This is a genomic window from Vibrio profundum, from assembly GCF_050337555.1.
Taxonomy (GTDB): domain Bacteria; phylum Pseudomonadota; class Gammaproteobacteria; order Enterobacterales; family Vibrionaceae; genus Vibrio; species Vibrio profundum.
The window spans coordinates 1-24,523 of the sequence record NZ_JAKJTA010000025.1; the positions used below are offsets into that span (position 1 = coordinate 1).

The 24,523-nt window shown below is 44.9% G+C and carries 26 protein-coding genes and 2 pseudogenes; 9 read left to right on the top strand and 19 right to left on the bottom strand.

Going from position 1 to position 24,523, the window contains the following annotated elements; genetic code table 11:
- A partial coding sequence (locus tag L4C34_RS18405) for a transposase (RefSeq protein WP_428788723.1) occupies positions 1-217 on the bottom strand: 217 nt, incomplete at its 3' end.
- Between the two features lie 308 nt (positions 218-525).
- On the opposite strand from L4C34_RS18405, the gene L4C34_RS18410 reads away from it, so the two are divergent.
- Positions 526-855: a hypothetical protein gene (locus L4C34_RS18410; RefSeq protein ID WP_428790785.1), complete on the top strand. Its 330-nt coding sequence runs from the start codon at positions 526-528 to the stop codon at positions 853-855.
- A 346-nt stretch (positions 856-1,201) separates the two neighbouring features.
- The gene (locus L4C34_RS18415) at positions 1,202-1,924 is read left to right on the top strand and encodes a hypothetical protein (protein ID WP_428790786.1); all 723 of its coding nucleotides are present in this window, start codon (positions 1,202-1,204) and stop codon (positions 1,922-1,924) included.
- Positions 1,925-1,959: 35 nt separating this feature from the next.
- Here L4C34_RS18415 and L4C34_RS18420 read toward each other — a convergent pair whose 3' ends face one another.
- The 6 genes and pseudogenes from L4C34_RS18420 to L4C34_RS18445 all read right to left on the bottom strand — a co-directional run bounded on the left by L4C34_RS18420 (position 1,960) and on the right by L4C34_RS18445 (position 5,865).
- Positions 1,960-3,225, bottom strand: coding sequence for an ABC1 kinase family protein (locus tag L4C34_RS18420; protein WP_428790787.1), 1,266 nt, complete (start codon positions 3,223-3,225; stop codon positions 1,960-1,962).
- A gap of 291 nt (positions 3,226-3,516) precedes the next feature.
- Positions 3,517-3,822 (bottom strand): annotated as a pseudogene (locus tag L4C34_RS18425) (IS6 family transposase); the annotation flags it as partial.
- Between the two features lie 189 nt (positions 3,823-4,011).
- Complete coding sequence (locus tag L4C34_RS18430; protein ID WP_428790788.1) at positions 4,012-4,422, bottom strand: hypothetical protein; 411 nt, start codon at positions 4,420-4,422, stop codon at positions 4,012-4,014.
- A 106-nt stretch (positions 4,423-4,528) separates the two neighbouring features.
- On the bottom strand, positions 4,529-4,942 hold the full coding sequence (locus L4C34_RS18435) for a hypothetical protein (RefSeq protein ID WP_428790789.1): 414 nt from the start codon (positions 4,940-4,942) through the stop codon (positions 4,529-4,531).
- Complete coding sequence (locus tag L4C34_RS18440; RefSeq protein WP_428790790.1) at positions 4,942-5,352, bottom strand: hypothetical protein; 411 nt, start codon at positions 5,350-5,352, stop codon at positions 4,942-4,944. The genes L4C34_RS18435 and L4C34_RS18440 overlap by 1 nt, the downstream gene beginning before the upstream one ends.
- 96 nt (positions 5,353-5,448) lie before the next feature.
- Positions 5,449-5,865 (bottom strand): hypothetical protein, encoded by a 417-nt coding sequence (locus tag L4C34_RS18445; protein ID WP_428790791.1) that lies wholly within the window; start codon positions 5,863-5,865, stop codon positions 5,449-5,451.
- 179 nt (positions 5,866-6,044) lie between these two features.
- Between L4C34_RS18445 and L4C34_RS18450 the strand changes: the two genes are divergently transcribed.
- Together L4C34_RS18450 and L4C34_RS18455 are read left to right on the top strand one after the other, a co-directional pair.
- Entirely contained in the window at positions 6,045-6,800 is a 756-nt protein-coding gene (locus L4C34_RS18450; protein ID WP_428790792.1) for a transporter substrate-binding domain-containing protein, read from the top strand.
- Positions 6,801-6,824: 24 nt separating this feature from the next.
- Positions 6,825-7,571 (top strand): substrate-binding periplasmic protein, encoded by a 747-nt coding sequence (locus tag L4C34_RS18455; RefSeq protein WP_428790793.1) that lies wholly within the window; start codon positions 6,825-6,827, stop codon positions 7,569-7,571.
- A gap of 295 nt (positions 7,572-7,866) precedes the next feature.
- On the opposite strand, the pseudogene L4C34_RS18460 reads toward L4C34_RS18455, so the two are convergent.
- The 3 genes and pseudogenes from L4C34_RS18460 to L4C34_RS18470 all read right to left on the bottom strand — a co-directional run.
- A pseudogene (locus tag L4C34_RS18460) lies at positions 7,867-8,013 on the bottom strand (transposase); the annotation flags it as partial.
- A gap of 268 nt (positions 8,014-8,281) precedes the next feature.
- Positions 8,282-8,473: a twin-arginine translocase TatA/TatE family subunit gene (tatA, locus tag L4C34_RS18465; RefSeq protein WP_428790794.1), complete on the bottom strand. Its 192-nt coding sequence runs from the start codon at positions 8,471-8,473 to the stop codon at positions 8,282-8,284.
- Between the two features lie 138 nt (positions 8,474-8,611).
- The gene (locus L4C34_RS18470) at positions 8,612-9,532 is read right to left on the bottom strand and encodes a M14 family metallopeptidase (RefSeq protein WP_428790795.1); all 921 of its coding nucleotides are present in this window, start codon (positions 9,530-9,532) and stop codon (positions 8,612-8,614) included.
- 153 nt (positions 9,533-9,685) lie between these two features.
- On the opposite strand from L4C34_RS18470, the gene L4C34_RS18475 reads away from it, so the two are divergent.
- Positions 9,686-10,600 carry a DUF808 domain-containing protein gene (locus L4C34_RS18475; RefSeq protein ID WP_428790796.1) on the top strand — a complete coding sequence of 305 codons (915 nt, stop codon included), beginning with the start codon at positions 9,686-9,688 and terminating at the stop codon, positions 10,598-10,600.
- Between the two features lie 33 nt (positions 10,601-10,633).
- On the opposite strand, the gene L4C34_RS18480 is transcribed toward L4C34_RS18475, so the two are convergent.
- Complete coding sequence (locus L4C34_RS18480) at positions 10,634-11,278, bottom strand: DsbA family oxidoreductase (RefSeq protein WP_428790797.1); 645 nt, start codon at positions 11,276-11,278, stop codon at positions 10,634-10,636.
- Positions 11,279-11,501: 223 nt separating this feature from the next.
- Between L4C34_RS18480 and L4C34_RS18485 the strand changes: the two genes are divergently transcribed.
- Positions 11,502-12,080: a hypothetical protein gene (locus L4C34_RS18485; RefSeq protein WP_428790798.1), complete on the top strand. Its 579-nt coding sequence runs from the start codon at positions 11,502-11,504 to the stop codon at positions 12,078-12,080.
- Here L4C34_RS18485 and L4C34_RS18490 read toward each other — a convergent pair.
- The 6 genes from L4C34_RS18490 to glpT form a co-directional block, all read right to left on the bottom strand.
- Positions 12,052-13,248 (bottom strand): quaternary amine ABC transporter ATP-binding protein, encoded by a 1,197-nt coding sequence (locus tag L4C34_RS18490; RefSeq protein WP_428790799.1) that lies wholly within the window; start codon positions 13,246-13,248, stop codon positions 12,052-12,054. The genes L4C34_RS18485 and L4C34_RS18490 overlap by 29 nt on opposite strands.
- The gene (locus L4C34_RS18495; protein ID WP_428790800.1) at positions 13,241-14,137 is read right to left on the bottom strand and encodes an ABC transporter permease; all 897 of its coding nucleotides are present in this window, start codon (positions 14,135-14,137) and stop codon (positions 13,241-13,243) included. The genes L4C34_RS18490 and L4C34_RS18495 overlap by 8 nt, the downstream gene beginning before the upstream one ends.
- A gap of 69 nt (positions 14,138-14,206) precedes the next feature.
- Positions 14,207-15,196, bottom strand: a complete 990-nt coding sequence (locus L4C34_RS18500) for an ABC transporter substrate-binding protein (RefSeq protein WP_428790801.1) — start codon at positions 15,194-15,196, stop codon at positions 14,207-14,209.
- Between the two features lie 277 nt (positions 15,197-15,473).
- A complete protein-coding gene (locus L4C34_RS18505) occupies positions 15,474-16,754 on the bottom strand; it encodes a hypothetical protein (protein ID WP_428790802.1) in 1,281 nt (426 codons plus the stop codon).
- Positions 16,755-17,139: 385 nt separating this feature from the next.
- Positions 17,140-18,192, bottom strand: coding sequence for a glycerophosphodiester phosphodiesterase (gene glpQ / locus L4C34_RS18510; protein ID WP_428790824.1), 1,053 nt, complete (start codon positions 18,190-18,192; stop codon positions 17,140-17,142).
- A gap of 47 nt (positions 18,193-18,239) precedes the next feature.
- Positions 18,240-19,607, bottom strand: coding sequence for a glycerol-3-phosphate transporter (glpT, locus tag L4C34_RS18515; protein ID WP_428790803.1), 1,368 nt, complete (start codon positions 19,605-19,607; stop codon positions 18,240-18,242).
- Positions 19,608-20,048: 441 nt separating this feature from the next.
- Between glpT and L4C34_RS18520 the strand changes: the two genes are divergently transcribed.
- Positions 20,049-20,801: a substrate-binding periplasmic protein gene (locus L4C34_RS18520; protein ID WP_428790804.1), complete on the top strand. Its 753-nt coding sequence runs from the start codon at positions 20,049-20,051 to the stop codon at positions 20,799-20,801.
- Positions 20,802-20,977: 176 nt separating this feature from the next.
- On the opposite strand, the gene L4C34_RS18525 is transcribed toward L4C34_RS18520, so the two are convergent.
- A complete protein-coding gene (locus L4C34_RS18525) occupies positions 20,978-21,352 on the bottom strand; it encodes a cystatin domain-containing protein (protein ID WP_428790805.1) in 375 nt (124 codons plus the stop codon).
- 327 nt (positions 21,353-21,679) lie between these two features.
- Here L4C34_RS18525 and L4C34_RS18530 point away from each other — a divergent pair, with 327 nt between their 5' ends.
- Together L4C34_RS18530 and L4C34_RS18535 are read left to right on the top strand one after the other, a co-directional pair.
- Positions 21,680-22,807, top strand: a complete 1,128-nt coding sequence (locus L4C34_RS18530) for a glycerate kinase (RefSeq protein ID WP_428790806.1) — start codon at positions 21,680-21,682, stop codon at positions 22,805-22,807.
- A gap of 75 nt (positions 22,808-22,882) precedes the next feature.
- The gene (locus L4C34_RS18535; protein WP_428790807.1) at positions 22,883-23,758 is read left to right on the top strand and encodes a DUF6279 family lipoprotein; all 876 of its coding nucleotides are present in this window, start codon (positions 22,883-22,885) and stop codon (positions 23,756-23,758) included.
- Positions 23,759-23,795: 37 nt separating this feature from the next.
- Here the strand turns inward: L4C34_RS18535 and nfsA are convergent, their stop codons facing one another.
- Entirely contained in the window at positions 23,796-24,518 is a 723-nt protein-coding gene (nfsA, locus tag L4C34_RS18540; RefSeq protein WP_428790808.1) for an oxygen-insensitive NADPH nitroreductase, read from the bottom strand.
- Between the last annotated feature and the right edge of the window lie 5 nt (positions 24,519-24,523).

Genomic DNA, 24,523 nt, shown 5'->3' on the forward strand with positions numbered 1-24,523 from the left:
GAGCACGAAGCGGGAGAGAGAAGATACCTTTTATCATTAGGGCGGTTTCAATCGCCGTGTCGGTGTATTGAAACCCTCGACCTCTCTTGCCGTGATGGGTCATACATTTCCAGGCTTTCACCGCTGAATCGTCAATCCAAAAAGTAACCCCGCCACGCTGACAGAGTGCTTGGTTGTATGCTCTCCAGTTCGTGATTTTAGCTTTCGACTTACCCATTTTTGTATCCCAACAATCATTCTCAAAAGATCAGATCGTAAGGATGGAAAAAGGTTCAATCGATTTGGGCAACAACGCCGTCATGAAGCCAAAAATATTTATGTTGTTATGGTCAATCGTACCTTCGCTATACGAGCTTGAGGTATTTCAACGACTTGGTTGTGAGCATGACACATCGAAATATCCATGGCGGCCATGAGTTTTATTTTGAAGGTAACCTACTTGTCGCACGAAGTTGGGAGGGTTGGAATTTAGAGGCAATACGTACCTATGCCGATGAGTAGAAAGCTGAAGTATAAAGAAAGAACTTGCGATATTGGGGTACGTTTGTAGATTGTAGGGAATGGGAGTTAGCCACTCCCGACGCTTTTGATGAGATTTTTGATTTTACTAATTGGCAGTATGAGCACAACTGTCGTTTTAACGGTAACGTGGTCAATACAGCCATGCTAGATAGCATTATCAAAAATGAACACTACAAACGTGAGCCAAAGTTAAAAGTAAAAAACACTGAGGATTACAATGATGTCTTGAATGGTGTGGTAAGACCCCACTATACTAAAATTACTCTCTCCTGCGATTTGGTGACAGCTGATGAAACAGAGAAGTATATATGGCGATTGGGCGATGAGTTTTAACGATAGAAAAGCTTATGTTTGGCTCTACCGGCTATTGTCAGTCTCAAAAACTCACACTTCCCTTCAGAGTTTTTTCCTTAAATTGAAAAAGCAGATTGTTACCATGTTTGGCTAATGCTGTTTAGCTGTTATTTTATACAGTCGTATTGGTTGTTCGACTAATTTCTTGGAGAAAAATGCGTAATTCGAGTCTGGCCAGAAACCTCGGTGAAGATCTTCTAAGTCATCAAGGTACGCAGGCAAACACCGGGTAATCGTTCAGCATTCGGCAATTAAAACCGTATTAAAAAAATCCGGAAACAATACAATTAGTTCAAATAAATAACGATTAATAGGAACCTCTGAGTTGGCCTATACTTATTTACAAATGATGCTTAAAGAGAGGAGGAAGCTTACAAGAACATCAACATCAACATCAACATCAACTTATCTTACTTGGGGCGGTGTAATGGCTACAGGTTCGCAAAATAAAGGGCAGATTCCTAAAGCTGTGGAATTTGATCGCATACTCGATGCTGCGGTGGAGATGGCGACTGAGCGGGATGACTGGTCCAACCTTAGTTTTGTTGAACTGGCGAAAAACTGCGGCACCTCCGTTAACCACATACGTCACTACTACGCGGATACTAACGCTATCGCTAATGCTTGGTTTTCACGTGCGCTTGAAGCCATGTTGGCTGCGGATCTTGAGAGCATTGAGGTGTTGGCGGTCAAAGAAAGGCTGGAATTTATTATTTGGCGCTGGTTTGAGACCCTCGCCCCCCACCACCGGGTAACTACTCAAATGCTGGGGGCCAAACTTCATCTACCTCACATTCATCATTGGGTACCCATGATCTTTGATTTGTCACGTCTGGTTCAATTTTGGCGAGAAGCGGCCGGGCTGCATACAGGCGGCCGGCGCAGACAAATCGAAGAAGTTGTCCTGACGGGTATTTTTTTAGCGACTTTGCGAACATGGTGCCGGGATGAAAGCCTGCAGCAATCTCAAGCACATGCTCGACTTTTGGCCCTTATAACAAGAGCGGAACGGGCGGTGACCTTTCGGTTATCAATGGATCCCCATTGAAGTTGTCTCTTATTGTTGGTTAAGTGATGCAAAGCTTAGAGGATGTAAGGCGCGACCAAGCGGTTTACGTTGACCCGTGCCCGTAGACGAGCGCAAAGTAGATAAGTCCCGCCGATCTTTCGGTGTAAAAACAGCATATCGGTGGGCGGCAGGTGCATATAACGCTGATTCAGCCGTAGGGAGACGGCTAATTCCACGACCCGCCGTGACAGGTCGGAGGTGCCGAAATCAAATTCCCCTTGGTATCGAACCGGTTCGGCAACCGCACTGATCATCTCGAATAACCCCCGCCGATACGGTATGGACTCACCTTTCCGCAGATAACCCAACTCAACAGCAGTGTTCTCAATGGCAGAAGCATCGCCTTTTGTAGCCGCCCTCATCAAACGGCGGAAAGCGTCAACCAAATCATCGGAATAGTGTCGGGTGGCACCGAAGTCGAGGAGCCCTATACTGTCCTGTTCCACCTGGTACCGGTAATTGCCAAATTGAGCGTCGGTCTGTACCAGGCCCCACTCGAACACCTCTCTCATCACCAGAGAAAGCAGTCGTGTCGCAACACGGTTCCTCACATCTATCGGTGCATTTACCAGAGTTTCGATAGGAACCCCGGTGACGAAAGACATTGTCAGCACATCAGAAGTGGTTCGTGTTCTGTCTACAGCCGGAAGATCGAACTCGGGATCATCGCCAATAAAACGCCTGTATCCGGTGATACTATCCGCCTCGGCGCAGTAATTGGCTTCTTGGTGGAGTTGCTGTTTGGCTTCTTTAAGAAGTGTCGTGATGTTGTAGTCCTTTGGAATCAGGTGCAATAGATTGAACAGCGCCGCAACATTGTCGACGTCACTATCGATACTTTTTCGAATCCCGGGATACTGCACCTTGATCGCCAGGTGTCGACCATCCTTGGTGGTGGCTTCGTGCACTTGCCCGATGGAAGCTGCAGCAAGAGGCGTAAATGAAAACTGCTTGAAAGCATCTTCCCACCCCTTACCCCAGGCGCCTTCCAGCACCTGCGCGACCTGACCTTGCGGCATGGGGTGCGCCTTCTCACGCAGGGTGGCCAGAATCTCGGTCAGCACAGGAGGAAGATACTCACCCGTCTCCATCGAGAGCAGTTGGCCGACCTTCATCGCCGCGCCGCGCATTTCAGACAACCTGTCCGCCAGCAACATGGCATTGGCCGGCGTCAGAAGTAAATCTTTTACTTTCAGTGGCTTGCCTTTATATAAGGCCGACGCACCATCGCTGAGGACCTGCACGGCAACCCCTCCGAGCAGGCGGCCGATCTTTAACAAGCGGCTGGCTCGATTTATCGGAACCGGTCTCTCTCTAGCCATACCGTTACATAACCTCCAACATTAGAAATATCCCTTTCTCTTAATATTAGAGGATCTCTGAGTAGGGCTGCTTACTCAACAACAGAAAAATGCATAGCAATATCCGCGAACTGTCGATTGGAGTTCAAGCTGTTGGATAATACCAATCGAAGTAAGAATTTGATCTAATTAAGTTATTCAATCTTGTGGTGGTGTCACTATGGATAACATAAAAGATATCGACTTCAAAAAATTGGCAAGTCAGCAAACATCGATGGTGTCACCTTCTTTGGTGATGGCCCGGTACATATACGTCCACTGGCCATTCACCTTGACATAGGTTTCATCGATCTGCCAACTGGAACTGTACCCAGGTTTCCAGCGCCAACGTAGGCGCTTTTCTATTTCTGGTGCAGACTTTTGGACCCAGTGATAGAGCGTGGTGTGACACACCTTCATACCACGCTCTAGCATCATTTCGGAGAGCTCCCAGTAACTGACACCGTACTTGCAGTACCACCAGACGGCCCACAGAATGACATCATCAGTGAAATGACGCCCTTTGAAATCTGACATAATAACTCCGACTACAGATATTTCTATTCAGATTGGTTCAACTGGCAAACTTTGCAACGGAGCCTTTAAAAGACGCTACCATGATGAGAAAAACAAAAAATGCTCAAACCTTTCTTCAAAAAAGCCAATAAATAACAAAAATCGCAGGTTTTTGATCAAACATGATTAGACTCCGGAGGCAAGGGTTGGCTATTGTTCGTTATTCGCTTTAGCGAGTGCATTGAGACAGGCTTGATGAGCTTCCTCATAATCGAAGAAATAGTTTAAGATATCGTTGGCATCGAACCATTTTTCAGCAGCAAATCCCTGTATTTTGTTAGAAAAGACAAATGCGTAAAAGATGCAATGATGTTCGGACATCCACGTGATCATTTCATTGTAGTAATCCCACGCATCTAAAGAACAAGTATCCCAATGGCGACAGTCATTGAGTACAACCCAAGGTAGGGAGTCACTCCCTTGTGATGAGAATAACAGCTCTTGCATTTCTTCTAGCCATACTTGCCCAGTCTCAGTGTTCGTCGCCCCTGTGACTTTAGTGTGTAATATCCGCTCCTCAAAGCTTATGGTCCAAAGCCCGTGAACGTTTCGTTTTGTCATTGCGCTGAATCTCTGTAAGGAATAGACGTTCCATTGAGTATAGCTAACACGCGATATACCAAGGTACATATGTTGTGAACACAGCAAGTGAGCCCGCGTGGCAGAGTTATTGGTTGTGTTGACTCTGAGCTTCGGCGAGTTTATCCAAGCAAGCTTGGTGCGCCTCGTCATAGTCATAGTAGATGGTAAATTTCTGAACTTTGGCGTTAGTTGTTGTCGCAAATTCCATTAATTTAGTGGATACGAGGACTGCGATAAATACACAGTTGTGCGCTAGCATCCATTCCTGTATGTCGTCTAGGGAGCCCCATGCATCAAGTGAAAACCCCTCCCAGTCTCGAATGTCAGATAAAATCACCCATGGAGTTTTATCGCTTTCAGGTGAGGACAGCACCATCTCCTCGACCTCCTCAAGCCAAGTTACGGCACCTTCCTTGTTTCCTGCACCATGTCCTTCGTTATAAAGTATTCTATTCTCAAATTTTACGGTCCAGTCGCCGTGAACGTTTCTTCTTGTCATCACTTTGTCCTCTGAGCTTCTTTGAGCTTGGCTTGGCAGGTTTGATAAGCTTGAGCGTAATCGAAGCTAAATCGTATGATTTCGAGGCTATCTATTTGAGTTTCAATGGCAAATTTTTGCATTTTTTTGGCAAGGATAAACAAAAATAAAACGCAGTTATGCTTTTCCATCCAGTCGACTAATTCATTATTGGCTTCCCACATATCCATCGATGCCATTTCCCAATCACGAGCATCAATGAGTGCGGCCCATGGAATCGGCTCGTTGGCTTGATAGGAGTCAACGATATGTGCCATCTCGCCAAACCAAGCCTGAGAAGCTTCTTTGTTGGTCGCACCTTTTATTTTTGAACACAGTAAACCGTCTTCAAAAGTCATGGTCCAGTTGCCATGTATATTTCGTTGTGTCATCGCTCTTTAGAATCGCTGTATGGAGGAGAGGTTCCACTTAGTATAGTTAACGAGAAGGGGAGTTATGAATGTTTAAACGCGGTAAGTTTAGTGAGATTATTTGTCTTGTTGGCGTTGAGGTTCGGCGAGCTTGTCGAGGCAATCTTGGTAGGCCTCTTCATAATCAAAATAGTAGCGCATTATACTTTGGCCTTTTAACCCAGTTTCGAAAGCGAAGTGCTGGACTTTGATAGAAAAGACAACAGCAAACAAAATACAATGGTGTTCAGAAACCCAATTGATTACCGAATTGGCACCTTCCCAAGCATCGATGGGTGCCATCCCCCAGTCTCTCATATCATGCAGAACTACCCACGGTGCTGAGTAACCCTCTTTGGACGACTTCACTTTAGCCTTCAGCTCTGCTAACCAAGCTTGGCCTGCTTCATCATTGGTGGCACCACTGACTTCGGAATGCAGTATTCGGTCTTTAAAACTCATACTCCAAAGGCCATGGATATTCCTTTCTTTCATGTTTATGTCGTCCTTAAATGTGCCTCCACATCAGTATAGCGTACGTATGATTTACCGAAATCGAAAGGATGGAACCCAGAAAAACGATTCGCTATATCATATCAGCCGCCTACCGAACCTATATGAAAGTTTCCCATCTATACTCAGGTCAGGTTACGTTGCGATACAGGAAATGGTGCGTGTTTTTACGTTTTATACTTCTATTTTCATTGGCGGTATTTGGATTAAGCTCAACACAAGCATGGGCACGAAACATCACTGGTGTTTGCATGGAGAATTCTTCTCCGTTTTGCTTTGAGAATAAAGGGCGACCGGCAGGGATCTACCCTGATATATATAAAGAGCTGTCTGTTCGTTTGGGAACCTCCGTAAATGTTAAAGTCATACCGTTCAAACGTATGCTTCTAAACCTGAAACAAGGGAGCGTAGATATTGCGGGGCCACTGTTTTATACAGAGGAACGAGCGCGCTCCTCAAGTTACTTTTCGACCAATATTTTTGAAGTAAAGATTATACTTTTTGGTTATGACGAGCCTTCATTTGAGTTCCAAAATGCTAGTGATTTATACGGTAAAACCATCGGAAAACGGCGGGGGTATCACTTATCCGATGAAGTCGCCTCTGCGGTGAAAAGAGGGCAAATAAAGGTGGTGGAGGCGAACTCTGAAGAGCAGTTATTTAACCTCCTAGTAAAAAAACGAGTGAAGTTTATTATGGTTCCAGAGTACTTGGTGATACTGGAGCAACCGAACTTACCGAAGGGCTTAGCTAATTTGGGGTATGTCAGTACAGGCACACAGCTTAAGATGGTTTTGTCGAGGTCGGCAGACCAATACCAAGAGAAAGATGAACGGATAAGCGAAGCGTTAGCGTCGATGCGTGCTGATGGCACCTTAGAGCGAATAATAAAAAAGTATTTGGTTCCTTTTGATTAACACGACTTTGAATGGGGCAACCATATGCGATGGTGTCAATGTTTGATTCTTTGTGCAGTTTCTTCATTTTTATTGCCGACTAAAGTTTCGTCAGAGGTAATTAAAGGCGTATGTAACGAAAAGGTCGTGCCGCATTGCTTTGAGGACGATGGAAAAGTCGTCGGGATTTTTGTCGAAGTCGCTCAGGAAATCGGAGCCAGAATGAATCTCCGCGTCGATATGAAGCCGATGCCTATGAAGCGTATTCTGCTAAATATGAAGGATGGGGGGGCGGATATAACGGGCCCACTGCTCTATAGTGACGAGCGCGCTAAGTTCGTTCAGTATCTATCTGCTCCAGTCTTTATTATCAAGCAAGCTGTATATGGAAGGGAAGGAGATTACTTTCCTTATCAAACCATTCAAGATCTATACGGGAAAACCGTAGGTAAGCGTCGCGGTTTCCACTTGGAGGCTGAGTTTGCAAAAGCTGAAAAAAGCGGAAAACTGAAGGTGTTTGAAGCGAATTCCTTTTCCCAACTATTTAACCTATTATCGAAAGACAGAGTTAAATACATTATTTTTCCCGAGTATATGGCTGCCCTAAACCGTTCACAGTTGCCAAGTGACGCTGTGTTATTTGGGCATTTGGGTGGAGAATTGAAAGTCTTTATGGCCATATCTAGAAATAGCCCTCTGGCTAGCCGTTATGATGAAATGAACCTAGTGCTGACAGAAATGGAAGCAGACGGAACACTACAACGTATTAGAGTTAAGTATTTGCCTCAATAGGTGTAGGGTAGCGGTTCCATATTTACTCGCTGTATTTCGTATAAATATGCTTTAGTTCGCCAGAACGTTTCATATTCAAAAACGTCTCAGAAAAAGATTTGTGTAATTGCGCACATGGTGAGTTCTTGGAAAAGAGTAGGTAGACATCTGTGCTCGTGACGGGAACGGGTAGAGGCACAATTTTTGTTTCAAGCCCCTGAGATTTTAGAGCTTTTAAACCGTCATGATGCGCAAGAATCAAATGATCAGCGCGATCCTTGAGCAACATTTCAAATCTTCTGGGAGGACTACCCCCCTTTGCCGCTTTACGCCAATTGTAAATCTGAGATTCATGTAAGGGAAGTTGCCTTGCTGCCGAAGCTACACCGACTTTCTCTGCCAGTTTAAGGGTTTCCGCTTTAAATTCAGGAGAATGAAGTATATGTTTCTTTTGGCTTTTCATGGTTCACCTCGTTAGTTGTTGTACTCACTTAACTCAGTGTCCAATTATCTGCTGGTACGGATCAGTGTGCTAACAACCAAGCAGTTTACCAATGGAGGAGAAGCGCTCTCGTGGCTACGAGCGCAAATGAATAAGTCGAAGTAACAGGTTCATATATCTGAGTGTTTTCTAGTATGAACCTGCCTCTTTTCAATTTGCTCTTCCCTATGATGATTAGGAGCCGTGCTAAGCTTTCACTATAAGTTACTGGAAGCACCATCAATGAAAATTATTTTTCGTGCTTGACCTGCTGCTGTGGATCAATGTCTTTTTTCTGAGGTTCATCGTCTGACATGGCCTTTTTAAATCCTCGAATCGCCGTGCCAAAGTCTTCCCCCATACTTCTTAGTTTTTTCGTTCCAAAAAGCAATGTGAAAATGACAGCTACAACGAGTAACTTTGATAACGATATTTCGCCCATGATGTAAACCTAAATTGTCTGAATGAAAGGCACCTTTAAATCGTTTGGGTGCCCTAAATATGTTGTGTGATTCGCTGGCCAGATTATACATCGAGAAATGTGACAATCTTACGACAGAGAATACTTTGATGAGCAGAATTAATGATTTAACGCATATTCTAATGCCCCAATGACCGCGGCGACTTGAGCGTCGTTGCATTCTTCATCAGTGACATTCGCGCTGTCTGGGTAAACTTCTGTCGTGGTGCCAAAACGGCAGTCAGTCATGCTACGACAGCATAGGCCGAGTGTTTTCATCGGGTAATAAATAATACCGTCGCCCTCTACCTTAGAACCAATGATTTCGCCATTTTCATCGGCTGGTGCAATGTGGGTCACTTCTCGCACTGAGTCTATAACCGCTTTCTGGAACTCGGGGGTTGGGGTCTCAGAATCGCCGACCGTATAGAAACCATCGGGAATGCTGCCAGGGATATATTCGATTCCGTCACGCGCAGCGAGGGCGGGGCGGAATTCGGATTCGTCAGTATCTGTCGTCTCGTGCAGGTCAATGTGCAGTAGCATGTCGTTTGATAATGTCGCCACATATCTCATCAGATTCGCTGCTTCTTCCGATGGGCTGTCTACGTAGAAAGAGCGGTTTGGGTCGATGGCTAGCGGGTTCCAGCGGTTTATGGTTTCGTAACCCCAAGGGCTCACACAAGGTGCGATCACTAAGTTCACCTTCCCAGCGTATTGCTCGCCATATAATTTGGCGAATTTGAGCGCGCCATGAACTCCGCTTGTTTCATAGCCGTGTACGCCACCTGTGATTAAAACGGTAGGTTTGCTGTCATCCCATTGTTTTGATTTCAGACAGTAAAGTGCGTAACGCTCTGGGTTGTAGGAAAGCGCGCCATATTGCTCAATGGTGAAATTTTTATCTAACGCCAAGATTTTAGGGACAACTTCTTCTTGGTATAGGCGTTTGATGGTGTTTTGCTCACGCCATAACTCGCGTTCTTGAGCCTGCCAAGCTGTGCCGGGGGTGCCAATTGAGTAGGTAGAATTATTGTTCATAATTTTTACTTTTTATGTAGGGTGACTGACAACAGAAAAATACTGCGTGGAAACGAATCTATATACCAAACACGGAATTAACACAAATCTTATTGTTTTTCTCAATGTTAGTGATACATTCTGTTCTCCATAACTATATTTTGAGAGGATAAAATGGCTAGTTTGAGCTTGCTCACACTGCTAGATGATATTACTACTGTGTTAGATGACGTGGCGCTGATGTCGAAAGTAGCCGCAAAAAAAACCACTGGATTGTTAGGCGATGATTTGGCGCTGACTTCTGAGCAAGTCGCTGGAGTGAAAGCCGACAGAGAAATTCCAGTTGTCCTTGCCGTGGCGAAAGGCTCTTTTCGCAATAAGTTTATGTTGGTTCCCGCCGCGTTATTGATCAGCGCGTTTGTTCCTTGGCTTATCAAGCCTATATTGCTACTTGGTGGTTTATATCTTAGCTATGAAGGTGTAGAAAAAGTTCTTCACTCGATGCAGCAACCTAAAGTCGAAAAAGGTCAATTGAAGTCCCCTCAACGAAACTCCCGCATAAAGGAATCCGTTGAAGAGTATGAGAAAAAGAAAGTCGCAGGGGCGATAAGGACCGATTTTATTTTATCGGCTGAAATCATTGTCATTGCTTTAAGTACTGTGACTGAATACTCGATACCCGTGCAGATTCTGGTCGTGAGTTTGATTGCCATAATAATGACCATTGGCGTATATGGACTCGTAGCGGCCATTGTGCGCTTAGACGATTTAGGTCTGTATTTATTGCGCCATTATAAATCCAGTAAAATATTATCGGGTATTGGCCGAAGCTTGCTTTCTTTCGCCCCGAAACTGATGAAAGTACTCACCGTTGTGGGAACTGTGGCGATGTTTTTAGTCGGTGGCGGTATTGTGGCGCATACTTTCCCTGCCGTTCATCACTTAATTGAGCCTATTCTTGCTCAGGTAGCGGATGTGCGTTTTGCTCACTCGTTAATTCCTCTGCTGTACAATGCCGTAATTGGTGTGGTAGCAGGTTCTGTGCTCGTTATGTTTCATAGCTTATACGAGAAACTGAAACACCGATAAGATCATTGCTAGGTAAAGCTATAGGTGGAGTAATCAGTGTAGGGAGAAACTTGCTTGCCTGATTGCTTCTTTCATCACTTCAGAGCGCTGTGCGCCATGTAGGACAGTAGAGTGATTGATGATGATGGTCGGTACGACAGTAATGCCTGCCGCTATCCATTGTTGTTCGGTATCTAAGACGGCTTTTTCCCATGAAGGATCTTTGAGTACGGAGCGGGCAGCATCTTCATCGAGGCCGACTTGGTCGGCTATACTGAGAAGCTGCTCATCATCGCTGATGTCTATACTTTGGCCAAAATAGGCTTGAAATAACGCGATCTCTAATTCCGATTGTTTGTTCTGAGTTTCCGACCACATGATAAGTTGATGAGCTTTACGAGTGTTATATAGACACATGTTTTCGTGGAAATTGAACTTGAAGCCAACTTCTTCACCCAGTTGTTTGAGCGTGCTCTGTAGGGTAAGAGGAGCGTTGATGGTGGGGTCTAACTGCTTTTGATATTTGGATAAGGGGGACCCGCAAAGTGGTGCATTTGGGTTGAGTTCAAGAGGGTGCCAATGTATCTCAGTTCCATGAGTTAAGGATAGAGCCTGTAAGGTCAACTCAAGACGTTTATAGTTTAAAATGCACCACGGGCACATCAGATCTGCGACAATATCAATCCGTATCTTCGTCATATCGAGGCCCTATTTTTTGCTTGGGTTATAAGTATACTCCGCTAATCTGAAGTTGCAGCTCTGTTATTGCAGTTGTTTACGCTATTCTTTGGATGTACTTCATCTGGCGGAACGCCTCACTGTCTTTTTAGCAATAGTCACAATCGAGTAGCCGCATAGGCTGTAAGGGATCGTGTGCAAGTCAGTTATCTTCCATCGGGCTCAGAGAAAGCATAAATCTGTAATGAAAAAATATTTAATAGTTTGTGTGACAGCCATTTTGAGCGCGTGTACCACCACGCACACTTCCCATATTGTGGATAATGGCCGACTACTATCGGTGCGATTTACACATACCCAAGGAAGCCTCACACAGCCTTTTAACGGCTCAATCGAGCCTGAAGAGGCGCCGAAGCCAGACAGACACGGTGTATTTGGCTTAGGGGAAGGGCAAGCCTCGCACGCTGAACAAGCGATTCAATCCGCTAAGGCCATGGCAAAAAAGTCGATCGTTTCCAACTTGATGCAGGTGCTATATGGTCCTATGACCAATAAGGAAAAGCAGCAACAACCTGATCAGTTTGCGTATTATCAAACGTTGATCAGCAATATTGTTGCTCCTTTACCAGATAAAGATTTTGCTGAAGTTGATGTTCAAGTACAAGAGAAACGTAATAGGGCACTAGCTCAAGTTGTGCTCAAACTGACTTATTCTAATTTCAATCGTTTGCTGGAACAGCAGAAAGCGTGGTCTCGCAATCAAGGCCTTAACTCAGCGTTAAGTGACTTTCAGGCTAGGCTGAGTTCGCATTTACCTCGCTAAATATTTCCGCCACAGATTGTCTTTGTAACTCTCCTTGTAAATTGCCATCCTCGTCGACAACGGGTAGAGAAAACTCACACGCCATGCTGTCGGGGATGATTTCTTCGATTACAGCATCTGGGGAAACGGATGGAATTTCTTCATAAATATCATCGTTGAAGCCTGATTGAGTGGCGTCTTGGCTGGCGGTGACTAGGTTTTCACGTGTGACTACGCCTTGATAACCTTCTTGAGTGACGTGATAGGCATAATCCTGTTTAAAGCGTTTCATTTGTTTTAAGGCTTCTTCTATGGATTCTGCGGTAATGCGGTGGGCTGGAGGTTGCATCACAGCTTCTACGGTGAGCGCCCTTGCTCGATTGACATCTTTAACAAAGGCTTCGACGTAGCTATCCGCTGGATGCAGCAAGATTTCATCTGGGGTGCCTTGCTGAATTAAAGCGCCGTCCTTCAAGATTGCGATACGATCGCCTAGCCGTAGTGCTTCATCTAGATCGTGAGTGATAAAAATAATGGTTTTATGCAGCTTATTTTGCAATTCAATCAGCTGGTCTTGCATCTCACTACGAATCAAGGGGTCAAGAGCAGAAAAAGCCTCATCCATTAACAGTATTTCAGCATCGGTGCATAATGCGCGCGCCAGCCCGACCCGTTGCTGCTGCCCCCCAGATAGTTGAGAAGGGTATTGTTGAGCGTATTCACTCAGGCCAACCGCTTCTAACCACGAGCCTGCTTTTTCGTGACGAGAAGGTTTATCTAACCCCTGGACTTCAAGCCCATACGCGACGTTGTCGATGACTTTCTTATGTGGCATTAAGCCGAAGCGCTGAAACACCATCGACATTTTGTGGCGGCGGAATTCTTCGAGCTCTTGCGTTGATAACTCCGTGACATCCACCCCTTCGACGATAATTTTACCAAGAGTCGGCTCAATTAATCGGTTGAAATGTCGAATCAACGTAGATTTACCTGAGCCGGATAGACCCATGATGACAAAAATTTCGCTGCGATTAATGGTTAAGCTAATATTTTTGAGGCCCACAGTATGCCCAGTTTCAGTCAAAATTTGTTCTTTGCTTTCGTCAAGCCGGACCTTTTCAATCACAGATAAGGGCTTAGGGCCAAAGACTTTATATAAACCACAAACTTCTACCAGTGGGTCAGTCATGTCTGTTATCTCCAAGATGTGCTTGAGCACGTTTCGCGTAAGCCTGAGAAGCTCGGTCGAATAGAATCGCTAGTGCGACGATTGCTAGGCCATTTAGCAGCCCTAGAGTGAAGTATTGGTTGGTGATCGATTTCAATACAGGTTGGCCAAGACCTTTGACTCCAATCATTGAGGCAATGACGACCATAGACAGCGCCATCATAATCGTTTGGTTGATGCCAGCCATGATGGTGGGCATAGCAAGGGGAAGCTGCACGCCCCAAAGCTTTTGTTTACTGCTTGCCCCAAATGCGGTTGCCGCTTCTAAAACTTCTTTGTCGACCAATCGGATGCCTAGGTTCGTGAGTCTAATGACCGGGGGAATGGCGTAAATGACAACGGCAATCAAGCCCGGGATTTTACCAATTCCTAGTAACATGACCACGGGGATTAAATACACGAAAGCGGGCATGGTCTGCATGATGTCGAGTAAGGGTGTGACGATAGTTTGCACGCGATTGGAGCGTGCCATCGCAATTCCAACTGGGATCCCAATCAGAATGGAGAGCAGGGTGCACACAGTGATAATACTTAATGTGCGCATGGTGTCTTCCCACATGCCAAAATAGCCAATCAGTATCAAAGCGCCAAGGCCTGAAAGTGCGAGTTTCCACGAACGACTGGCAGCATAAATAAGCCCAGTACAGACGATCAACATTAGCCACCAAGGGGTAGCAATAAGGAGTTTCTCAAACCAAATTAGAAAAGAGAGTAGTGGGTGAAATAGGGATTCAATTATGTCCCCATAATTACGTGAAAACTCTTTATAGGCTCCGTCGAGAGTTTTGCGAAGCCACATCAAATCAAGTCGATCCATTTGCGGAAAGCTTGTCCATATACTGCTTGCCATTGATAGTTCCTTATCATGGCGTAGCCCTATCAATGGGCTACGTTGATTACATTCTAGCTTATCGGGGAATTAAAGCGCGGCTTGAACTTTCTCGGCCACTTTTTTAGGTAACCATTGATGCCAAACCTGAGGGTATTTGGTTAAGAAATAGTACATAGCGTCGTTGCTATCGGCTTGGTTTTCTTCCATCCATGCTAACAGTTGATTAAGGTCCTTATTGGTGAAGTTTCGTTTACTGAAATATTGATAGGCGTCGGGAGATTTCTCGGCAAGTTTCTCAGTGGTCACGGTATAGACAGGGGAGACAGGGTACATGGTCGCTTTTGGATTGACGCACTCAGCTTGGCTGATGCAAGACATGAACTCTTTCTTGTTGACACCCGTGCCAAAATCTACTTTGACCATACTGTATTTACCTAAGATCGCCGTGGGGGCCCAATAGTACCCAATCCAAGGTTCTTTACGTTCATAGGCTTTTGCTAGTGATCCTGAAAGCCCTGCGCTGGAACCTGGGTCGACAATCGTAAAGCCCGCTTTTTTCATATCGAGTGCTTTGAACAAATTTTCTGCAGAAATCTGGCATGCCCAGCCAGCAGGACAGCTATAAAACGCCGAGCTATCAGGATCTTCAGGATTTTTGAACAAGCTAGCATGTTTGAGAACGCCAGCGATAGTGGTTAAGTCGGGGTATTTTTTGACGAGATAAGAGGGAACCCAAAAGCCTTCTTCGCCACCGTCGATGAGCACCTTACCTGCGTAACGAAGGCGCTTTTCTTTTACACCTTTGTCGAGTGCTTCTTGCAAGCTGTTGGTCCAGAGTTCAGGGGCCACATCGGGTTGGCCTTTTTCTATCATGGAGGTCCCAGTGGGCATAGTGTCACCCGGGATGAGTTCGGCGTCGCAACCGTAACCATTTTTTAGGATAAATTGGTCGATATTGGCGATTAAGCTAGCGGAATTCCAATTCATATCAGCAATGGTGATGGTGCCACATTCTTTGGCGAAACTTAAGCTTGGAAATATGCTTACAACAAGCCCCAAAGTGAGCAGTAATTTCATTTTAAGAGATCCTTTCTCAATTAATAATAGTGCCTCTATTAATCGAAATTTCCATTTCACTTAATAAAGGTGATTACGATCGTATAATATATGGCCAGGCAAGTATAGGGCAAAGCAGTATTTTCATCGATGTTTGCGAGGAGCTTGGGTATGGAGACAGTATTTTATACTTCAATATTCAGTTTCATTGTTAGATGGAAATAAAAAAGGCCTATTATTAGGCCCTTTTCTACATGATAACAATGAGAAGTATTGAAAATAGCGAGAGCGTAATTCTCTATTGCTCTTGTGCTAAAGATTCCATGTGGGAGTCAAATTTTCCGGCTATTGTTGCAGCCATATTACTTGGTGTAAACGTCTCCTTTACCTTATTTTTCAAGGTAGTACCATCCAATAAGTTTTGCATTTTCTGTTTTCTTACTGCTTTGTCGAAAGCTTTTTCATCCGTACCAGGAATAAAATTACGTTCGCCTCGAGCGGCCTTTAGAAATTGCATTGCCCCTGGCTTGTCGCTGCTGAGCTGGATACTACACTCTGAAATAAAGGTCTTAGCTTCAGCTTGCATCGAGCGATAAGAGGAGATTAGATCGGTTTGGTAAGCGGTGACCGGATCGAGGTTATTGCCAAAGCCTAGTTTTTTCTTGATTCGATTATACAACCTAGTTGTTTTTGACGGAGGGGTCGGTTTGGCATTGACCAAATCAAGAAAATTGAATGGTGAACTGTAGCACGGCATGCAGACGATATAGCTTGCCAAAATTGGAATGGTGGACATTTTATCCCGTAGCCATTCTTTAAACAAAGTTGCATTTAGTGTGTGTGCTTTGAGCTTCAAATTAATACATTCTTTTTTAAATGCCTTGAAGTTCTTTTTCATCACGTAGCGGTCGTACAGGCCTTTTAAAAAGTTAAATACAGCGATTCCTGCTTTAACGATTGTAGTGACTGTTGAGGAAATACCGATACTTGCAAGATCAATAAATAATGAGCCCACTGATGTGATAGCGATTGCCCCTTTTTCTATTGCGACCGATTTTATTTCTGCACGTACACGTTCAATAACATCCCCCGCCACTGGGTAAGCTGATACTGAGCTTAGTTCGCGAGTTTTATAATACAAAACAGTTTTTTGTAAGGCAGGATAAATAGCGGTGGCCGCTTTTTTTATATCGCTATATATAGGTGCGATTTGTCCTAAAATATTGCTTAATATTTTAGGAACCATAGCGAGAATTTGATTTTTGACATGGTCGAGGAGCGCACCACCATGGCGTATGAAAAAGTCAGTTAACTTCTCCTTGATGGCATTAATGATTTTTTGTACATATTTATAGGACTTTGAACCTTCTAGCGCAGACTGTGCTTTGTCTTTGGTTTTAGTCACGACCCAGTCATCTCCTGATTTTGCTTGGGAAATAGAGTCTGCCAGAGAGTTGGTTTTTCCTAGTCCATCCACCGCTTTCTGAGCTTTTTCAAGCAGGGTCAATCCTTCGATATTTGTGTTCGAGAACAGGTTCAACATATCCATGTACATAGGTGGTAGTGTACTGGCTGCCATAGCGCTGCTAGGCATGGAAGTGATAGCGTTTGACCTTGGTCTAGTCATATTCTATTCCCCTTTTTCAGTTGTGATGGCCTCAAATAAACTTAGCATAACCTGCTAAGACTTGATGTTAGGTTGGTGTTGTCGACTGGTAATAAAAGAGTGAATAGATCATTAAATATAATGGTTTACACTGAAGTTGGATAAATGTACAAACTTTGATTTTGTTTTTGGTGAAGCTAGGGAATTGCGTATTCGCGCATGGTATTGGTGTGCTCACAAAGGGTGTTAATGCCTTTACAGGTGGTGTTAGTCCGCTTAGTTCTGGTGTTAATACTCCCACATAGTGTTTAACACCCCCACATAATGTGGGGGCGGATGTAGTTGGATCTGACATTATCTACTGGTGATGAAGGAAACTCACGGCTTTATCAGGGAAATCAGTAAACACCCCATCCACTTTTACTTTGTTGAAAAATATGTCTAGCATGTCGTCGTAGCTGTTTGCATATTGAGGGATACGACTCGGATCGGCCCGAAATGTATAGGCATGAATTTGCAAGCCGGCTTTCTTAGCTTGCTCTGCTAGGGGCAAGATTTCAATATGTGTTTGAGTCGATGACGGATCAACAAGCATGGCTTTCCATGGTCCAATGCCGTCGGCGTATTTCGCCACCTCTTTCATCCCATCGGGCTTAAACATCCAATCGTAATTGTATGGGGTGAGTTTGCCATGTTTATTCTCCATGGTTTCATTCCAATCGGTATACGCCATCAGCTGGATCAGTTTAAGATCCATTTTGAGTTGAGGCAGTAATGTGGAATGAATCCGTTTCAGCTCGATAGGGTCGAAGCACTGTACATATATCTTGCTTTGTTTACTGGTGTAGCCATACGATTTTAACGTCTTCAGCACAGCGGCGCTGATGTCTTTCCCTTCTTGGCGATGGAACCAAGGTGCTTTAATTTCGGTATACAAACCTATGTTGTATCCCAAAGTTTTGTTTAAACCTTGAATCAGTTCGATTTCATCTTGCAAGGTATGAATAGAAAAATCAGAACGCCATAACGGGAAGCGATGTGGGAAAATTGCCTTTTCTTTCCCATTTTTGTCCAGTTCAAACCCTTCGGTGGCGCGTAACGTTTTTATTTCTTTCAGCGTAAAGTCAATCGCATAGTATCGACCGTCTTGGCGAGCACGGTTAGGAAACTTGTGAGCGACATCGGTGACACGGTCTAGATAACGATCGTGCAAGATAATTAACTGATCGTCTTTGGTCATAACGACATCTTGCTCAAGGTAATCCGGCTTCATTCCGTAGGCCAGTGCCTTGGCTGCAAGGGTGTGTTCTGGCAAGTAACCTGACGCGCCCCTATGAGCGATGACGATTTGCTGAGCGCTACTCATTTGTTGAGCACTAATTTGTTGCGCAATACTTAGAGAAGGGAGCATGACGACAAGTAGCAATAATATAGACTTAAAAATTTTCATTGATAGACCTATTGAGTGACTGGTTTAGAATCGCCAGATTTTTTGGCATGCAGGGACTTTTCGCCAACTAAAGCGTAGGTGAGGCAGATGATCGCAGCGATACAAGCGGCGACTAGTACCATAAATCCACCATGCCAGCCATATTGGTCAACGGTATAGCCCAATACAGCGTTAGCCGCTACTGCTCCACCGAGATAGCCAAATAGACCTGTAAGACCAGCCGCGGTTCCTGCGGCTTTTTTCGGTGCCAGTTCTAATGCGTATAAGCCAATCAACATTACAGGGCCGTATATCAAGAAGCCGATGGAAATCAGTGCCAGCATATCGACAGTTGGGTTGCCCGCTGGATTGAGCCAGTAAACCAATACGGCAGCTGTTACGAGTACCATGAATAAGATACCTGCGGGTGCACGGCGACCTTTAAAGAGCTTATCGGAAATCCAACCACACAGTAGGGTGCCGGGGATACCCGCCCACTCGTAAAGGAAATACGCCCATGAAGACTTGTCGACGCTGAATCCTTTCGCTTCTTTAAGATAAACAGGTGCCCAATCTAATACACCGTATCGAATCAAGTAGACAAAGGCGTTCGCAATGGCGATAGACCAGAGCAATTTGTTTGAAAAAACATACTTGAAGAAAATCTCTTTGCTGGACATTTCTTTTTCGTATGAAGGGTCATAGTCGTCGGGGAAATCTTGTTTGTATTCTTCGATCGCGGGTAAGCCACATGACTGAGGTGTATCTCTCACCGTTACCCAAACAAACACGGCGACTATCGCGGCGAAAAAAGCAGGCACATAAAAGGCGGCGCGCCAATCTTCGTTGAACATCCAAAGGCCGAGCAGGAATAGCGGGCCAATTAAACCACCGCCAACGTTATGCGCGACGTTCCAAACTGACACGATTTCGCCACGTTCTTTACGAGACCACCAGTGCACCATAGTTCGGCCACAGGCGGGCCACCCCATCCCTTGGAACCAGCCATTAAGGAACAACAAAATAAACATGGCGGTCACGCTTCCCGTTGCCCATGGCATAAAGCCAAAACAAAACATAACGAGAGCAGACATGAGCAAGCCAGCGGCAAGGAAATAGCGAGGATTTGAGCGATCGGACACGCTTCCCATTAAGAATTTAGATAGCCCGTAAGCGATAGATACGGCTGCTAAAGCAACGCCCAAATCGCCTCGGCTGTACCCTTGTTCGATTAAATAAGGCATCGCAAGGCTGAAATTTTTTCGCACTAGGTAATAGCCCGCGTAGCCAAAAAAAATGCCGATGAAAAGTTGCCAGCGTAACCGGCTGTAAGTGTTGTCAATTTGCTCACTTGGCAAGCGAGTAAGGTGAGCTTTTGGCTTGAAGATACCAAACATGAAGAACCCTCTGGAACTATTTACGAAACATATATGTAAATCACTAGTGCGCGAACGATAAAACTATGCTCGTTCGAATGAGCGCGGATTTTGTAACGAAAATGAAATCATTACCGTGATCCTTGCCTCAGTAATGTTATTTTTATAACTAAGTTGAATGTTACATTTTGTTTCTTATCAGTGATTGTTATTAGCGGAGTTGACTATTTGCCTGTATGAACATGTCGCTGTATCCCTTTCTTTCCAATTTATAGGTACTTTTTGTTTGACACTCGGCTCGTTAAAGCAACTTAACGATGAAGGGTATGAAGGGTATGAAGGGTATGAAGGGTATGAAGGGTATGAAGGGTATGAAGGGTATGAAGGGGTGAGGTATTGACTGAATTGAGGTTTTATTTCTTACACTATACTCAGTGAGAGCTAAATCTTTAGAGTCTCATTATGTCGATTCGTCTGTCTTTAATTGTTTGTTTAACGGCCAGCTTATACATCTTACCCTTGGGCGCGGAGGAAGTGTCTGGTAGTTGTTTTGCCGGCAACGTTTCTCTATGTGAAAAAGGTAAAAACGGTCAACCTACGGGTTTGGCGGTGGATATTTTACAAGAACTTGCTCGGCGAATTGAGGTCGATATTGTGATTACCCCTCGTCCCATCAAACGCACTCTGCTGAATCTGAAACAGGGGGTGACCGATATTGTTGCCCCGATACAATATAACGAGTCGAGATCAGAGTTTGTTTACTATTTATCCACGCCAATCATTCAGGGGATTAAAGCCAGCATTTATGGGCGACAAGGTAGGAAGTTTACCTTTGATGATATTCATAGCCTTTATGGAAAAACCATCGGGATCCGTCGTGGTTATTACTTTTCCAAGGACCTATCCTCCGCAATTAAGGAGAATAAATTCAAAGTTATAGAGACAAATTCACATCAACAACTTCTTGCTTTACTTAAAAAAGATCGAGTTGACTATATTGTCATGGCCGCGGTTTCCTTCGAGCAACATCAAGGTAATTACTCGTTTATTGAGTACGGCAAGTTACGCGAGTCATTCGACATTCTAGTGGGCGTGTCAAAAAACGGGAAGTTGATGGCTCATATTGAACAGCTCAATAGAGCGTTGGAGCAAATTTCTCAAGATGGCACTCTTCACAAACTTAAGCAGCGTTACCCAGAATATTCCTCGCGCTAAGAAAATGCTCCATGGGAAGTCCTTCTACGTTATCGAAACTGTGAATAGGCTAGATGTGAATAGGTTGAATATGAAAAGGATGGTTGTGAATTGGTTTATGTGAATTGGTTGTTTGTGAATAAGAGTTAGGAGCTCAGTAAACGGCAGCCTGTTATTAGCCGCCGTCAGTTACATAATTAGCCGCAGAAGCTGCCTTGCTGGGCGGGTTTTGAAATTGTGTATTCCCCTTTCAAGCTTCTGTATACCACTGTGTGCCAAACTTGGCCGTCAGACAGTTTAAATTCAATCGCGTAGTTAATGCCGTTAACAACTTGAGAGTGAACGGAGACAATGCTATCGAGTTTCGCGCTGGTGTCCATATGTGCGATGACCAATTCAACCGCTTTATTCACTTCAGGGCTGACGTCTGTTTTATGCCAGCCACCAGGCATGTTGCTTGCTGGGTTACATAGTGGATGTGGCACTTGCGCGGTTTTCTCAGGTTGAGGGGTTTTCTGGTTGCAGCCCGCAAGTGCAAGTACACAAAGGGCTGGGATGATGAGTTTTTTCATTGTATTTGCTCCATACAATAGTAACAAACGCGTCCTCGCGTATAGCTTTATAGACTGATGCAATGCTGAACGCCAGCCAATGGGCTTTCATTGTCAATAAATGTTAGACCAATGGCAATTCAGACGAGCTTCAAAGTCCGATGAAAAAGAGTCGCTATCATACGGATTAGTATGTAAAAAGTCCGTCAGTTGATGTAAAAGTTGCATGATTTTATCCCTTATTTCGATGAGAAGCGTATGCATATTTGGCGTTCTGGCTATGTGGGGAATTTATGGAACAACTTGTAGGCTTTTTAATGTGGCTTTTGGTTAAATGAGAAAATAAATATGAAAATTGTGATTGCTCCAGACTCGTTTAAAGAATGCCTTTCTGCTCGGGAAGTTGGGTTGGCGATTCAGCATGGCTTGGCTAGGGTTTGGCCCAATGCCGAATATAGAATTGTTCCCGTTGCTGATGGGGGAGAAGGCACGGCACAGTCTCTTGTTGATGCTTCTCAGGGACATTTTGTAACGCTGAAAGTGACCGGCCCGCTGGGACAAAGTGTGCGAGCAAAATATGGACTCACGGGAGACAAGTCGACGGCGATAATTGAAATGGCAGAGGCTTCGGGGCTTCATCTTGTCAGCCCAGCACAGCGCCAAGTACTGGATGCCACCAGTTATGGCACTGGTGAATTGATCAAACACGCTTTGGATAGCGGAATAAGAAAGTTGATTATCGGGCTTGGTGGCAGTGCGACCAATGACGCAGGGGTGGGAATGCTCAGCGCTCTTGGCGCTAGATTTATGGATGCATCAGATGAGCCTATCGTTGCTACAGGACGAGGTTTATCCGATCTGTGCCGGATTGATACGTCCAGTTTAGATCCTAGACTTCAGCAAAGTGAAATACTGGTCGCGTGCGATGTTAATAACCCGTTATGTGGCGATAATGGCGCATCTGCAGTTTTTGGCCCGCAAAAAGGCGCTGATGTAAAAAAGGTAGCATTATTGGATCGCAACCTTAAGCATTTTTCAGAACTCACCAAACAGGTCACTCAGCGTGATGTTTTGCATGCCAGCGGCTCTGGGGCAGCGGGGGGTATGGGCGCGGCTTTACTTGCCTATTCCAACGCAATCTTGAAACCTGGAGTTGAAATCGTATTGAATGCCGTTGGCTTAGAGAATCAATTATGCGACGCTGATTTGGTGATCACTGGTGAGGGTCGAATCGACAGTCAAACCGTGCAAGGCAAAACGCCGATGGGGGTGGCTCAACTGGCGAAGTTGAACGGTATTCCCGTTATTGCATTATGCGGCTGCACGGGAGATGGCTATCAAGCGGTATATGAATGTGGGATTGATGCTGTGTTCAGTGTGGTTCCTCGAACAATGGATTTGCCAGTTGCACTGGCGGAGGCTGAGATAAATATCAGCGATGTGGCAGAAAATGTTGCGCGGGTATATACCATGTAAGTTTACCCCACAGTCTTACTGCTCTTTTATCGGCCACTATACTGGTAGTAGACATCATTCGATAAAGGCACCGCGATGACAAAGCCGATCACCGTATTAATGATTTTGCTGCTACTTACGGGATGTGGTGCGCAGTGGGCGTATAACAACGTCGACTGGTTTGTGGTTCGCTATGTTGATAATTACGTGGAGCTGAATGGCGATCAACGTGAGTTACTCGGTGAAAAGGTGAGTGATTTTTTACGTTGGCACCGCGAATCCGAACTGCCACGTTATATTGCCCATTTAGACGAGTTTATGTTGGTCGAACCGAGCCAAGTCAACATGGCGTATCTATTGGATCAGCAAAGGCGGTTCAGAGAGCATGGCAATCGTCTACTTATCAAACTTCAACCGGAGATTCATCAATTAGCTGCTCAGCTAAGTGATGAGCAAGTTGAAGCATTGCTCGTTAAGATTGAGACCAATCGCAACAAACGGCGAGCTCAACACCAGCCAGCTGACGCAAACCAAGTTCAGGAAAACCAAGCCAATGAAAAAAAAGAAGAAGATTTGCTTCGGAAACGCTACAGCGAGAGAATTTCGGATGGATTAGAAATGTGGCTAGGGAGTATCACGCCAGCCCAGCAAGTCAAAGTGGATTATTGGGCTGCGAGTATCGTTAGCACAAGAGAGGAGTGGCTGGCCCATCAAGCGTTGTTCCAGCGCAAGCTAGAGCAATTATTGGCACATCGCCACGATGAAGGGCGCTTTGTTGAAGTATATAGGCAGTTGGCGTTTCAGCCAGATACACTCTATTCCAAATCTTTCCAACAAAAAAGGCAGCATAATATTCAGCTAGCCAACCAATCCATGTTAAACCTGATCCAAGTGGCCAGTGATCAGCAGGTGACGCATTTCAGGGGTGAGGTCCAGTCGTGGCGCGAAATTGCACAAGACCTAAGCCCCTAAAACTAAGCCTCTAAAACTAAGTCCCTATAAAACTAAGTTATTTCACCGCAAGGTTTTTGCTATTGAGGTATGGATGAATATGTGGGCGTGACTCTTGAGTAAGTTTTCCAGTGATTTGCTCTGACCAAGCTTGCTGCTTTGAGTTGCTTGTACGGCTAGCGTAGTAGTTGGCCATGGTTTCATCGTATTGACGGATTTTACCGAGATCTACAGATTGATATTGGTTTTCGTGTACGATGACTTCTGGCTGCAAGCGTGGTTTTAGTTCTGGCGCTTGATCTGGGTGTCCCAAACATAAGCCAAAAAGAACAGCGCTATGTTGCGGCAGGCCTAATAATTCATCAACTTGCTGCGCTTTGTTTCGAATGCCACCAATATACACACCGCCAAGCCCCAACGATTCCGCTGCCAGTAAACAGTTCTGAGCCATGATACCTGCGTCAATCGCACCTATGAGCGTGAGCTCAGTGTAATCGGCTTGTACTTCAGGGTTAATTTCTGCATGACGGTGGAAGTCGATACAAAATACCAAAAACTCGGCGGCGGTTTCTACGTAGCTTTGATTACCTGCATATTCAGCCAGCGCTTGGCGCTTTTGTTGGTCAGTAACGCGGATAACCGAAACTGCTTGCAGCAGGCTCGATGAAGATGCGGCAATGCCTGCATCTAAGATAGTGCCAAGTTGTTCAGTTGAGATAGCCTGCTCGGTAAACTTACGAATTGAGCGGTGCGCTAGGATGGTGTCAATAACAGGGGTCATGATTT